Source organism: Mycobacterium palustre (assembly GCF_002101785.1).
Taxonomy (GTDB): domain Bacteria; phylum Actinomycetota; class Actinomycetes; order Mycobacteriales; family Mycobacteriaceae; genus Mycobacterium; species Mycobacterium palustre.
Window position 1 is genome coordinate 1 of the sequence record NZ_LQPJ01000144.1, and the last position, 13,250, is coordinate 13,250.

The 13,250-nt window shown below is 70.7% G+C and carries 11 protein-coding genes and 1 pseudogene; 11 read left to right on the plus strand and 1 reads right to left on the minus strand.

Annotated features, from left to right (window positions below):
• Window positions 1–80 precede the first annotated feature (80 nt).
• From recA to AWC19_RS31695, 5 genes and pseudogenes are all read left to right on the plus strand, one after another.
• Entirely contained in the window at window positions 81–2,213 is a 2,133-nt protein-coding gene (recA, locus tag AWC19_RS25760; RefSeq protein WP_085080924.1) for an intein-containing recombinase RecA, read from the plus strand.
• The gene (recX, locus tag AWC19_RS25765) at window positions 2,182–2,700 is read left to right on the plus strand and encodes a recombination regulator RecX (RefSeq protein ID WP_085080925.1); all 519 of its coding nucleotides are present in this window, start codon (window positions 2,182–2,184) and stop codon (window positions 2,698–2,700) included. The genes recA and recX overlap by 32 nt, the downstream gene beginning before the upstream one ends.
• A 68-nt stretch (window positions 2,701–2,768) precedes the next feature.
• Entirely contained in the window at window positions 2,769–4,280 is a 1,512-nt protein-coding gene (gene miaB / locus AWC19_RS25770) for a tRNA (N6-isopentenyl adenosine(37)-C2)-methylthiotransferase MiaB (RefSeq protein ID WP_085080926.1), read from the plus strand.
• Entirely contained in the window at window positions 4,268–4,864 is a 597-nt protein-coding gene (locus AWC19_RS25775; protein ID WP_085080927.1) for an Rv2732c family membrane protein, read from the plus strand. The genes miaB and AWC19_RS25775 overlap by 13 nt, the downstream gene beginning before the upstream one ends.
• A pseudogene (locus tag AWC19_RS31695) lies at window positions 4,860–5,055 on the plus strand (gamma-glutamyl-gamma-aminobutyrate hydrolase family protein); the annotation flags it as partial. The gene AWC19_RS25775 and the pseudogene AWC19_RS31695, both read left to right, overlap by 5 nt.
• Here AWC19_RS31695 and AWC19_RS25780 read toward each other — a convergent pair.
• A complete protein-coding gene (locus AWC19_RS25780; protein WP_085080985.1) occupies window positions 5,029–6,366 on the minus strand; it encodes a DUF349 domain-containing protein in 1,338 nt (445 codons plus the stop codon). The pseudogene AWC19_RS31695 and the gene AWC19_RS25780 overlap by 27 nt on opposite strands.
• 419 nt (window positions 6,367–6,785) lie before the next feature.
• On the opposite strand from AWC19_RS25780, the gene AWC19_RS25785 reads away from it, so the two are divergent.
• From AWC19_RS25785 to AWC19_RS25810, 6 genes are all read left to right on the plus strand, one after another.
• Window positions 6,786–7,745: a DMT family transporter gene (locus AWC19_RS25785; RefSeq protein WP_085080928.1), complete on the plus strand. Its 960-nt coding sequence runs from the start codon at window positions 6,786–6,788 to the stop codon at window positions 7,743–7,745.
• A 32-nt stretch (window positions 7,746–7,777) separates the two neighbouring features.
• On the plus strand, window positions 7,778–8,470 hold the full coding sequence (locus tag AWC19_RS25790) for a class III extradiol ring-cleavage dioxygenase family protein (protein ID WP_085080929.1): 693 nt from the start codon (window positions 7,778–7,780) through the stop codon (window positions 8,468–8,470).
• Window positions 8,467–9,393: a tRNA (adenosine(37)-N6)-dimethylallyltransferase MiaA gene (gene miaA, locus AWC19_RS25795; protein WP_085080930.1), complete on the plus strand. Its 927-nt coding sequence runs from the start codon at window positions 8,467–8,469 to the stop codon at window positions 9,391–9,393. Before AWC19_RS25790 ends, miaA begins: the two co-directional genes overlap by 4 nt.
• A gap of 60 nt (window positions 9,394–9,453) precedes the next feature.
• A complete protein-coding gene (dapF, locus tag AWC19_RS25800) occupies window positions 9,454–10,326 on the plus strand; it encodes a diaminopimelate epimerase (protein WP_085080931.1) in 873 nt (290 codons plus the stop codon).
• A gap of 46 nt (window positions 10,327–10,372) precedes the next feature.
• Complete coding sequence (gene hflX / locus AWC19_RS25805) at window positions 10,373–11,806, plus strand: GTPase HflX (RefSeq protein WP_085080932.1); 1,434 nt, start codon at window positions 10,373–10,375, stop codon at window positions 11,804–11,806.
• 94 nt (window positions 11,807–11,900) lie between these two features.
• Complete coding sequence (locus AWC19_RS25810) at window positions 11,901–13,061, plus strand: acyl-CoA dehydrogenase family protein (RefSeq protein ID WP_085080933.1); 1,161 nt, start codon at window positions 11,901–11,903, stop codon at window positions 13,059–13,061.
• Window positions 13,062–13,250: the final 189 nt, after the last annotated feature.

The following is a 13,250-nucleotide window of genomic DNA, read 5'->3' on the forward strand; positions in this document are numbered from 1 at the left end:
TACCTGCCTCACCAGCACCGGCTGATCATCCCGCACTCCTGGCCCGAACCATCAACCGACAGTCCGAAAGGTAGGGCACCATGACGCAAGCCCCCGACCGCGAAAAGGCCCTCGAGCTGGCGATGGCCCAGATCGAAAAGAGCTACGGCAAAGGCTCGGTGATGCGTCTCGGCGACGAGATGCGTCAGCCGATCTCGGTCATCCCGACCGGATCCATCGCACTGGACGTGGCCCTGGGCATCGGCGGCCTGCCCCGCGGCCGGGTCGTGGAGATCTACGGCCCGGAGTCCTCGGGTAAGACCACCGTCGCGCTGCACGCGGTGGCCAACGCCCAGGCCGCCGGCGGCGTCGCGGCGTTCATCGACGCCGAGCACGCCCTGGACCCCGACTACGCCAAGAAGCTTGGCGTCGACACCGATTCGCTGCTGGTCAGCCAGCCCGACACCGGCGAACAGGCGCTCGAGATCGCCGACATGCTGATCCGCTCCGGCGCGCTGGACATCCTGGTCATCGACTCGGTGGCGGCCCTGGTGCCGCGCGCGGAGCTCGAGGGTGAGATGGGCGACAGCCACGTCGGCCTGCAGGCCCGGCTGATGAGCCAGGCGCTGCGGAAGATGACGGGCGCGCTCAACAACTCGGGAACCACGGCGATCTTCATCAACCAGCTCCGCGAAAAGATCGGGGTGATGTTCGGGTGCATGAACTATTCGACGCGAGTGACTCTTGCCGACGGCTCCACCGAAAAGATCGGCAAGATCGTCAACAACAAGATGGACGTCGAGGTGCTGTCCTACGACCCGATATCCGACCGGGTTGTGCCGCGCAAGGTGGTCAACTGGTTCAACAACGGTCCCGCCGAGCAGTTCCTGCAGTTCACCGTCGAAAAGTCGAGCGGTAACGGCACGTCGCAGTTCGCCGCCACACCTAACCACCTGGTCCGCACGCCCGGTGGATGGACGGAAGCGGGTGACCTCAACACCGGCGACCGGGTGCTGGCCGCCGAACCGCATCTGCTCAGCGACCAGCAGTTCCAGCTGGTATTGGGATCACTGATGGGCGACGGAAACCTCTCGCCCAATCGCCACGATCGCAACGCAGTCCGTTTCCGGATGGGACACGGCGCCGAGCAGTCGGAGTATCTGCAGTGGAAGACCGCCTTGATGGGCAACATTCCGCACTCGGTGCGAGCGAACGCCAAGGGCGCAACCTTCGTCGACTTCACCCCACTGGCGGAGCTCGCCGAATTACGGCGTGCGGTCTATCTCGGAGACGGCAAGAAGTTCTTCTCCGGGGAGTATCTCAAGGCGCTGACGCCGCTGGCTCTGGCTATTTGGTACATGGATGACGGGTCATTCACGTTGCGTTCCAAGGGATTGCAGGAACGTACCGCCGGCGGCAGCGGGCGCATCGCGATCTGTGTCGAGGCCATGAGCGAAGGCACGCGAGTGCGGTTGCGCGATTACCTGTGCGACACATACGGATTGGACGTGCGCCTGCGCTCCGCCGGCTCGGCCGGCAAGGCGGTGCTGGCGTTTTCGACCGCGGCCACGGCGAAGTTTCAGGAGTTGGTCGCACCATTCATGGCACCGTCGATGGAGTACAAGCTGCTGCCCAGGTTCCGTGGTCAAGGGACGGTAACGCCACAGTTCGTCGAACCCACGCAGCGGTTGGTGCCGGCCCGTGTTCTCGATGTGCATGTCAAACCGCACACCCGGTCGATGAATCGGTTCGATATCGAGGTCGAGGGCAATCACAACTATTTCGTTGATGGTGTGATGGTGCACAATTCACCCGAAACCACCACGGGCGGTAAGGCTTTGAAGTTCTACGCGTCGGTGCGCATGGACGTGCGCCGGATCGAGACGCTCAAGGACGGCACCAACGCGGTCGGCAACCGCACCCGGGTCAAGGTCGTCAAGAACAAGGTGTCGCCGCCGTTCAAGCAGGCCGAATTCGACATCCTCTACGGCAAGGGCATCAGCCGCGAGGGCTCGCTGATCGACATGGGTGTGGATCAGGGCTTCATCCGCAAGTCCGGTTCGTGGTTCACCTACGAGGGCGAGCAGCTCGGCCAGGGCAAGGAGAACGTCCGCAACTTCCTGATGGAAAACGCCGATGTGGCCAACGAGATCGAGAAGAAGATCAAGGAAAAGCTCGGCATCGGCGCGGTCGTGACCGACGATGACGTCCTGCCCGCCCCAGTCGATTTCTGAGCCCTCCCGCGAGGAGCAGGCGCGGGCGTTGTGCCTGCGCCTGCTCACCGCGAGGGCGCGCACCCGCGCCGAGCTGGCCGGCCAGCTGTCCAAGCGCGGCTACCCCGACGACGTGCGCGAGCGGGTGCTCGACCGGCTGGCCGCCGTCGGCCTGATCGACGACGCCGACTTCGCGCAGCAGTGGGTGCAGTCCCGCCGGGCGAAGGCGGGAAAGAGCAAGCGCGCCCTGGCCGCCGAGCTGCACACCAAGGGCGTCGACGACGACGTGATCACCGCGGTGCTGGGCGGGATCGACGCCGGGGCCGAGCGGGACCGCGCCGAGCAGTTGGTGCGGGCCAAGCTGCGGCGCGAGACGCTGGGCGGCGACGACGCGCGGGTGGTGCGGCGGCTGGTCGGGATGCTGGCCCGCCGCGGCTACGGCCAGAATCTGGCGGCCGATGTGGTGCTGTCCGAGCTGGCCGCCGAACGGGAGCGCCGCCGCGTCTAGCGCCGCGCCGGCGATCGCCACGAGCTGCGGGTTCATCCGCGGCGGCCGGCTCGCCGTAGCATTGGCCCGTGACTTCGACGGTGGCCCGAGGCGTTTCGGGGGTGCGCACCTACCAAGTGCGCACCTACGGCTGCCAGATGAACGTCCACGACTCCGAGCGGCTGGCGGGCCTGCTGGAGGCGGCCGGCTACCGGCGCGCGGCCGACGGCTCGGATTTCGGGGACGCCGACGTGGTGGTGTTCAACACCTGCGCGGTGCGCGAGAACGCCGACAACAAGCTGTACGGCAACCTCAGCCACCTGGCCCCGCGCAAGCGCGTCAACCCCGACATGCAGATCGCGGTCGGGGGCTGCTTGGCCCAGAAGGACCGGGCCGCGCTGCTGCGCAGGGCGCCGTGGGTCGACGTCGTCTTCGGCACCCACAACCTCGGATCGCTGCCCACGCTGCTGGAGCGGGCCCGCCACAACCGGGTCGCGCAGGTCGAGATCGCCGAGGCGCTGCAGCAGTTCCCGTCGTCACTGCCCAGCGCCCGCGAATCCGCTTACGCCGCATGGGTTTCCATCTCCGTCGGCTGCAACAACAGCTGCACGTTCTGCATCGTGCCGTCGCTGCGGGGCAAGGAGGTCGACCGCAGCCCGGACGACATCCTGGCCGAGGTGACCTCGCTGGTCGCCGACGGCGTGCTCGAAGTCACCCTGCTGGGCCAGAACGTCAACGCCTACGGGGTGTCCTTCGCCGACCCCGCGCAGCCGCGCAACCGGGGCGCGTTCGCCGGGTTGCTGCGCGCCTGCGGCCGCATCGACGGGCTGGAGCGGGTGCGGTTCACCTCGCCGCACCCGGCCGAGTTCACCGACGACGTCATCGAGGCGATGGCGCAGACCCCGAACGTGTGCCCGGCCCTGCACATGCCGCTGCAGTCGGGCTCCGACCGGGTGCTGCGGGCCATGCGGCGGTCGTATCGCGCCGAGCGCTACCTCGGCATCATCGACCGGGTCCGGGCGGCCATGCCGCACGCGGCCATTACCACCGACCTGATCGTCGGGTTTCCCGGCGAAACCGAAGAGGACTTCGCCGCCACGCTCGACGTGGTGCGGCGGGCTCGGTTCGCGGCGGCGTTCACCTTCCAGTACTCCAAGCGCCCCGGCACGCCCGCCGCCGAGCTCGACGACCAGGTGCCCAAAGCCGTGGTGCAGGAGCGCTACGAGCGGCTCGTCGATCTGCAGGAGCAGATCTCGCTGGAAGGCAACCGCGCGTTGATCGGGCGGACGGTCGAATTGCTGGTCGCGACCGGCGAGGGCCGCAAGGACGCCCGCACGGCACGCATGAGCGGCCGCGCGCGCGACGGCCGGCTGGTGCATTTCGCGGCAGACCCGAACGTCCGGCCGGGCGACATCGTCACCACCGAGATCACCGGGGCGGCCCCGCACCACCTGATCGCCGACGCGGGCGTGCTCACCCACCGCCGCACGCGCGCGGGCGACGCGCACGCGGCGGGCGAGCGCCCAAGCACCATCGGCCTGGGCATGCCGACCGTCGGCCCCTCCGCCGACCCGCTCGAACCCCAGGGATGTGCCCGATGAAGAAACAACACACCGACCTCGACGCGCTGCGGACCGAGATCGAGGACGCCGAACGCCGGGTGGCCCGCGAAATCGACCCGGGCCCAAGGGCTTTGGTCGTGGCGATCCTGGTGTTCGTGCTGCTGGCGTCGTTCGTGCTGCCCCACACCGGCTCGGTGCGGGGATGGGACGTGCTGTTTGCCAGCCACGGCGCCGGGACGGCCGCCCTGGCCCTGCCGTCGCGGGTGTTCACCTGGCTGGCGCTGGTGTTCGGGGTGGGCTTTTCGATGCTGGCGTTGCTGACGCGGCGCTGGGCGCTGGCCTGGGTCGCGCTGACGGGTTCGAGCGTCGCCGCCGGCGCCGGGTTGCTGGCGGTGTGGTCACGCCAGACCGTGGCCGCCGGGCATCCCGGGCCCGGGGTGGGCCTGATCGTCGCGTGGATCACCGTGCTGCTGTTGACGTTTCACTGGGCGCGCGTGGTGTGGGCGCGCACCGTCGTGCAACTCGCGGCCGAAGAGCGGCGCCGCCGGGTCGCCGCGGAGCGGCAGTCGATGACGTTGCTGGAAAGCCTGGACACCGACGAGAAGGACGGGCCCGAAGACTAGGGCCGATGGTGGCGACCCGCTTCGCCCGGCTTCGCCGCGCTCGCGATCGCCCCTAGGGCCGATGGTGGCGACCCGCTTCGCCCGGCTTCGCCGCGCTCGCGATCGCCCCTAGGGCCGATGGTGGCGACCCGCTTCGCCCGGCTTCGCCGCGCTCGCGATCGCCACTAGGGCCTGCGGGTCAGCGCCTCGGCGGCCGCATCGGCCCACTGCCGCCACTGTTCGGCGTTGGCCTTGGCCTGCTCGGCCTCCTCGGTGCGGCCGGCCGCCTCCGCCTTGCGGGCCTGCTGCTCGTACTGCTCGGCGCGAATGCGGAACTGCTCGGCCCGGGCCTGCGCCTGAGGATCGGACCAATCGGCGTCGCCGGCCTCGCGGACCCGCTTCTCGACCGCCCGCAGCCGCCGCTCCAACTCGGCGGACCGTTCCCGGGGCACCCGCCCGATCGCGTCCCACCTGTCGGCGATGGACCGCAGCGCCGCCCTGGCCGCGTCCGGGTTGCTGGTGTCGAGCTTCTCCGCCTCGGCCAGCAGGGCCTCCTTGGCGGTGGCGTTGGCCGACAGCTCGGCGTCCTTCTCCGCGTGCGCGGCGTTGCGGGCGGTGAAGAAGGCGTCCTGGGCGGCCTTGAAACGGCGCCACAGGGCGTCGTCGACCTCCCGGGTCGTCCGCCCCACCGCCTTCCATTCGGTGAGCAGCTTGCGGAATTCGGCGCTGGTGGCGGACCAGTCGGTCGAATCCGACAGCTCTTCGGCGCGCTCGCAGAGCCTTTCCTTGGACTGCCGCACGCCCGAGCGCTCCCGGTCCAGCTCGGCGAAATGCGATCCCCGGCGCCGGTTGAACGTCTCACGGGCCGCCGAATAGCGCTTCCACAACGCGTCGTCGACCTTGCGGTCCAGCCCGGTGATCGTCTTCCACTCGTCGAGGATGGCGCGCAGCCGGTCGCCGGCGGCCTTCCACTGGGTCGAGTTGGCGGCCAGGTCCTCGGCCTCGGCGGCCAGCGCCTCCTTGCGCGCGGTCTGGGCGGCGCGATGTTCCTCGCGCCTGGAGCGGTCCGCGGCGATCGCCGCGTCGGCGCGCTCGACGATGCTGGTCAACCGGCTCGCCAGCGCGTCGATGTCGCCCAGCACGGACGCCGTCGGCAGGGCCTCGGCCAGCGCGCAGGCGTGCGACTTGATCTTGCGGGCGTCCCCGGTGCCCGATGCCAGCCGCTCCTCCATCAGCGTGACCTCGGTGCCCAGGTCGTCGAACCGGCGCCCGAAGTGGGCGAACGCCGCCTCGCGGTCACCGGCCTGCCAGGACCCGACGACGCGCTCGCCGGCCGAGCTGATCAGCCACACCGTGCCGTCGTCGTCGACGCGTCCGAAGCGGTGCGGATCGCTGCGCGGGGGCGCCGCCACCGCGTAGGGGGCGGGTCGCGGCCCGGGGCTCGCCGGCCGGGGGCCCGGACGCGGTCCCGGGCGCGGCGCCGGCTTGGGTGAATCGCCGCCGCGTGGCTCGTCGGCCGTCATTCGCTCGTCACCCACCTTTCCGCCTCGCTGCCCTTTCCGCCAAACCGGCCCCCACAGTATTCAAGCAGCTTGGCCGGCGGAGCGCCGCCACCTTCCCGGGCCGCCCGGGCGGCCACGCGCATCACAGTTCGGTCCCACCGTCGCTTCGGACCTCGGTCGGCACCGCGTGGGCGGGTAGCGTGACGGGAGCGACTGCTGTTTTAGGTGCGGCTCAAGGGGGATCGCGCGCCTGTACATGCCTGTAAAAAAGGTTTGCCGGGGGCGCACTTTTGATGGGCCGTCTGATGGGCCGTCGGCGCGGCAGCCGGTCGAGGACCCGGCGCGGCGGCACTACAGTTGTCGTTGAACCGCGACCGAACAGCGCGTGACACGCAGCTCTCCGAGGAGATGCTGTTTAGAACGCCAGTAAGGGGGTCTCGATGTCGAAAGTCGACATCGCAGCGCTGCTCGCGTTGTGCGCGGCGCTGGCCTCGGCCGTCGGCGACGTGATCCGGCAGCGCTCCGCCCAGGAGATCACCGACAAACAAGTCGGCCACCTCGAGCTGTTCCGGATGTCGTTGCGCGACAAGCGGTGGTGGCTGGGCGGGCTGGCGGCGGTGACGAACTACAGCCTGCAGGCCGGGGCCCTGGCCTGGGGCTCGGTGGTGCTGGTGACGGCGCTGCAGGTCACCGCCCTGCTGTTCGCGTTGCCGATCTATGCGCGGCTGACAAACCACCGCGTGACGCGCTGGGAGTGGGTCTGGGCCGTCGTCCTGGCCGCGGCGCTGGCCGTGGTCATCATCGTCGGCGATCCGAGTTCCGGACGGGAGCGCGCGCCGCTGGCGACATGGCTGATCGTCGCCGCGGTGCTGGGCCCGCTGCTGGTGGGCTGTGTGCTGGGGGCGCGGATCTGGTCCGGCCGCCCGGTCGCGGCGGTGCTGCTGGCGCTGGTCGCGGGTTCGTCGTTGGCGCTGTTCGCCGTGCTGACCAAGGGGGTCGTCGAGGTGGCCGAGGGGGGCGCGGTCGCGGTGCTGACCGCGCCCGAGTTCTATCCCTGGCTGGCGGTGGCCCTGTGCGGGATGATTTTCCAGCAGTCCGCATTCCGCGCCGGCGCGCTGACCGCGTCGTTGCCCACGATGACGGTCTGCAAGCCCGTGGTGGCCGGCGTGCTCGGCGTGACCGTCCTTCAGGAGACGCTCGGGAACAGCGGCCCGGCCGCGCTCGTCCTGATCTCGGCGATCGCCCTGGTGATCGTCGCGACGGTCGCGCTGGCCCGGGGCGAGGCCGCGTCGATGGTCGCCGAGGTTGGCCGAGACCTGGCCGAGCCGCCGGGCGCCGCCGGTGCGCAGGAGCCGCCCGGCCACGGACCGGTGCCCCAGAGCCCGGTCCGGCCGGGCTGACGCCGCGGTTCGGCGCTCGTTAGTTTGGTGGCGTGCTGGGCGCCGTCGCGATCGTTCCCTCCGCGCCGCTGCTCGTTCCCGAGCTCGCCGGGGCGGCCGCCGCGGAGGTGGCCGACCTGAGCGCCGCGGTGCTGGCCGCCGCGGCCCTGCTGCCGCCGCGCTGGGTGGCGGTCGGCACCGGCCCGGCAGACCTCGTTCTCGACCCCGACGGCCCCCGTTCCAGCGGCACCTTCGCCGGCTTCGGCGTCGACGTGCCGGTCCACCTGTCGCCGCGGGCCCACGACCCCGTCGAGTTCCCGGTCTGCGCGCTGCTGGCCGCGTGGGTCCGGGGCCGGGCCCAACCCGAAGCCAGCGTGCAGGTGCGCGTCTATCGAAGCGGCCACGACGCCGACGCCGCGCTCGCGATCGGCAGGCGGCTGCGCGTCGCGATCGACCGGGCGCCGGAGCCGGTCGGGGTGCTGGTCGTGGCCGACGGCGCGAACACGCTGACCCCGGCCGCCCCCGGCGGCCACCACCCCGGCGACGCCGACGCGCAGCTGGCCCTCGACGACGCGCTGGCCGACGGCGACCTGGCCCCCCTGACCCGGCTGCCGCCGCAGATCCTGGGGCGGGTTGCGTTCCAGGTGCTGGCGGGCCTGGCCGAGCCGGGGCCGCGATCAGCCAAGGAGCTCTACCGGGGGGCGCCGTACGGCGTGGGTTACTTCGCCGGCTTTTGGCAGCTATGACAACCGCCCGGCCCGTCGCGATCATCGGGCCCACCGGGACCGGCAAGTCGCAGCTGGCGCTCGACTTCGCAGAACGGGTGGGTGCCGAGATCGTCAACGCCGACGCGATGCAGCTCTACCGCGGCATGGACATCGGCACCGCCAAGCTGCCCGTCGGGGCGCGCCGCGGCATCCCCCACCATCAGCTCGACGTCCTCGATGTCACCGAGACCGCCACCGTGGCCCGCTATCAGCGAGCCGCCGCCGCGGACGTCGAAGCGATCGCCGGCCGCGGCGCGGTCCCGGTGATCGTGGGCGGCTCGATGCTCTACGTCCAATCCCTGCTCGACGACTGGTCGTTCCCGGCGACGGATCCCGAGGTGCGGGCGCGCTGGGAGCGCCGCCTCGCCGAGGTCGGTGTGGGCGAGCTGCACGCCGAGCTGGCCCGCCGCGACCCGGCGGCGGCCGCGGCGATCCTGCCCACCGACGGCCGGCGCACGGTGCGCGCCCTCGAGGTCGTCGAGCTGACCGGCCAACCGTTCGCCGCCTCGGCGCCGCCCATCGGCGCCCCCCGCTGGGACACGGTCATCGTCGGATTGGACTGCGACACAACGATCCTCGATGACAGGCTGGCCCGGCGCACCGACGCGATGTTCGACCAGGGCCTGGTCGAGGAGGTCCGCGGCCTGTTGCGCCGCGGCCTGCGCGAGGGCGTCACCGCCTCGCGGGCCCTGGGGTACGCACAGGTGCTGGCCGCGCTCGACGCCGGCGGCGGCGACGAGGAACTGCGCGAGGCGCGCGAGCAGACCTACCTGGGCACCCGGCGCTACGTGCGCCGGCAGCGGTCGTGGTTTCGCCGCGACCACCGGGTGCATTGGCTCGACGCCGCGGACGGCGCCCGCCTCGTCGACGAGGCGTTGCGGCTGTGGCGCGACGTACCCTGAACTGGTGATCCGCGCCGGCGACGATGATCCCGGTGCAGCCGGGATCAAAGGAGTGGCGCAATGATCTTCGCCAAGGGCCACGGCACCGAAAACGACTTCGTGCTGCTGCCCGACCTCGGGGCCGAGCTGGCGCTGTCGTCCGACCGCGTGGCGGCGCTGTGCGACCGGCGCCGCGGGTTGGGCGCCGACGGGGTGCTGCGGATCACCACCGCGGGCGCGGCCGTGGCGGCCGGCGTGCTGGAGCGGCTGCCCGACGGGGTGGCCGCGGGCGACTGGTACATGGACTACCGCAACGCCGACGGATCGACCGCGCAGATGTGCGGCAACGGCGTGCGCGTGTTCGCCCACTATCTGCGCGCCAGCGGGCTGGAATCCCGCGACGAGTTCGTCGTCGGCTCGCTGGCCGGCCCGCGGCCGGTCACGCTGCACCGCGCCGGGGACACCGACGCCGACGTCACCGTCGACATGGGCAAGGCTAACCGGCTCGGCAGCGGGCAGGCGATCATCGGCGGCAGGGCGTTCACCGGCCTGGCGGTCGACGTCGGCAACCCGCACCTGGCCTGCGTGGCGCCGCGGCTGACCGCCGCGGAACTCGAGGCCCTTGACGTGGCCGCGCCCGTGCAATTCGACCGCGGCCAATTCCCCGACGGCGTCAACGTCGAGGTGCTCACGTCGCCCGTCGGCGGCGCGGTGCGGATGCGGGTCCACGAGCGCGGGGTTGGCGAGACCCGCTCGTGCGGCACCGGAACGGTCGCCGCCGCGGTCGCCGCGCTCGCCGACGTCGGCGCCGACACCGGCACGCTGACCGTCCGCGTTCCCGGCGGCGACGTCGTCGTCACCATCACCGACGCCACCAGCTACTTGCGCGGGCCGTCGGTCCTGGTGGCCCGCGGCGACATCAGCGAGGAATGGTGGCGCGCCCAGCGGCGTTAAACCGGGTGCGCGACGCCTATTTCGCGTGCACTATTGCTAGTTGCCTATGACATATCCCGAATTTCTCAACGAAGCCGAGCCGAGCGCCGGCGAGCTCGCCCTCGAAGACCGTTCGGCGCTGCGCCGGGTCGCCGGGCTGTCCACCGAGCTGGCCGACGTCTCCGAGGTCGAGTACCGCCAGCTGCGGCTGGAACGCGTGGTGCTGGTGGGCGTGTGGACCGAGGGCAGCGCCGCCGACAACCGGGCCAGCATGGCCGAGCTGGCGGCCCTGGCCGAGACCGCGGGCTCCCAGGTCCTCGAGGGGCTCATCCAGCGCCGCGACCGGCCCGACCCGTCGACCTACATCGGCTCGGGCAAGACCGCCGAGCTGCGCCAGGTGGTGCTGGCTACCGGCGCGGACACCGTGATCTGCGACGGCGAGCTGTCCCCGGCGCAGCTGACCGCGCTGGAAAAGGCCGTCAAGGTCAAGGTCATCGACCGCACGGCGCTGATCCTGGACATCTTCGCCCAGCACGCCACCAGCCGGGAGGGCAAGGCGCAGGTGTCGCTGGCCCAAATGGAGTACATGCTGCCGCGGCTGCGCGGCTGGGGTGAGTCGATGTCCCGGCAGGCCGGCGGCCGCGCCGGCGGCAGCGGCGGCGGGGTGGGCCTGCGCGGTCCCGGTGAGACCAAGATCGAGACCGACCGGCGCCGCATCCGCGAACGGATGGCCAAGCTGCGCCGCGAGATCAAGGACATGAAGCAGGCCCGCGACACCCAGCGCAGCCGCCGCCTGTCCGCCGACATTCCGTCGATCGCCATCGTCGGCTACACCAACGCGGGCAAGTCCAGCCTGCTCAACGCGCTCACCGGCGCGGGGGTGCTGGTCCAGGACGCGCTGTTCGCGACGCTGGAGCCCACGACCCGGCGGGCCGAGCTTCACGACGGCCGGCCGTGCGTGCTCACCGACACCGTCGGGTTCGTCCGGCACCTGCCCACCCAGCTGGTCGAGGCGTTCCGTTCGACGCTGGAAGAAGTGGTCGACGCCGAGCTGCTGGTGCACGTGGTCGACGGCTCGGACGTCAACCCGCTGGCGCAGATCAACGCGGTGCGCCAGGTCGTGTCCGACGTCATCGCCGACCACGGGGTCGATCGCGGCGACGCGCCGCCGGAGCTGCTGGTCGTCAACAAGGTCGACGCCGCAAGCGATCTGGCGCTGGCCAAGCTCCGCCACGCCCTGCCGGGGGCGGTGTTCGTCTCCGCCCGCACCGGCGAAGGCATCGAGGCGCTGCGGCGGCGCATGACCGAGCTCGCGGATTTGGCGAAGCCCACCGACACCGCCGTCGACGTCGTCATCCCGTACGACCGGGGGGACCTGGTGGCCCGCCTGCACGCCGGCGGCCGCGTCCAGCAGGAGGAGCACAACGCCGACGGCACCCGCATCCGGGCCCGCGTGCCCGTCGCCCTGGCCGCCAGCCTGCGGGAGTTCGCCGCCCGGTGATCGGGGCGCCGGGTCCGCCCGGTGATCGGGGCGCCAACCAACCGTCCGGTTGGTATATGTTGGGCGGCAGAGTCTCACCTGCCGGAGGTCATTTATGAGTGCGGCCATCAAGTACGAGCGCACGCTGTTCGAGCCGGAGCACGAATTGTTCCGCGAGTCCTACCGCGGCTTTTTGGAGCGCCACGTCGCGCCCCATCACGACGAATGGGAGAAGGCCAAGATCGTCGACCGCGGAGTCTGGCTCGAGGCCGGCAAGCAGGGGTTTCTGGGCATGGCGGTGCCCGAGGAGTACGGCGGCGGCGGCAACCCGGACTTTCGGTACAACACGATCATCACCGAGGAGACCACCGCCGGGCGCTACAGCGGCATCGGCTTCGGCCTGCACAACGACATCGTGGCGCCCTACCTGCTGGCTTTGGCCACCGAGGAGCAGAAGCAGCGCTGGCTGCCCAAGTTCTGCACCGGCGAGCTGATCACCGCGATCGCGATGACCGAGCCGGGCACCGGCAGCGACCTGCAGGGCATCAAGACCCGCGCCGTCAAGCAGGGCGACCATTACGTGCTCAACGGCTCAAAGACGTTCATCACCAACGGGATCAACTCCGACCTGGTGATCGTCGTCGCGCAGACCGACCCCGACAAAGGGGCGCAGGGTTTTTCGCTCCTCGTCGTCGAACGGGGCATGCAGGGTTTCGAGCGCGGCCGGCACCTGGACAAGATCGGGTTGGACGCGCAGGACACCGCCGAGCTGTCGTTCACCGACGTGCACGTGCCGGCCGACAACCTGCTCGGCGAGGAGGGCATGGGGTTCATCTACCTCATGCAGAACCTGCCGCAGGAACGGATCTCGATCGCCATCATGGCGGCCGCGGCGATGGAGCAGGTGCTAGAGCACACCCTGCAATACACCAAGGAGCGCAAGGCCTTTGGCAAGCCGATCGGCAGCTTCCAAAACAGCCGTTTCGTCCTCGCCGAGCTGGCCACCGAGGCCACCGTGGTGCGGATGATGGTCGACGAGTTCGTCCGGCTGCACCTGGACCACAAGCTCACAGCCGAACAGGCCGCCATGGCCAAGTGGTATGCCACCGAAAAGCAGGTGCACCTGATCGACCGCTGCCTGCAATTGCACGGCGGCTACGGCTACATGCGCGAATACCCGGTCGCCCGAGCGTATTTGGACGCCCGGGTGCAGACGATCTACGGCGGCACCACCGAAATCATGAAGGAGATCATCGGCCGCAGCCTCGGCGTTTAGCGGCACAATCGCGCTGCCGCGCAAAAGATGCCGCGGCGGCCCCGAAAATGGGGAATGGCGCAATTGGGCGTTTTCACCGGGTAGATCGCCACTCAGATAACGGCTTCGGTTAACGTCGGCTCATGCGTTCGGTATATCTCGACACCGCGGCTTTGACACGCGGGGGCATCGGGGGCGTTCCGGGCAAGC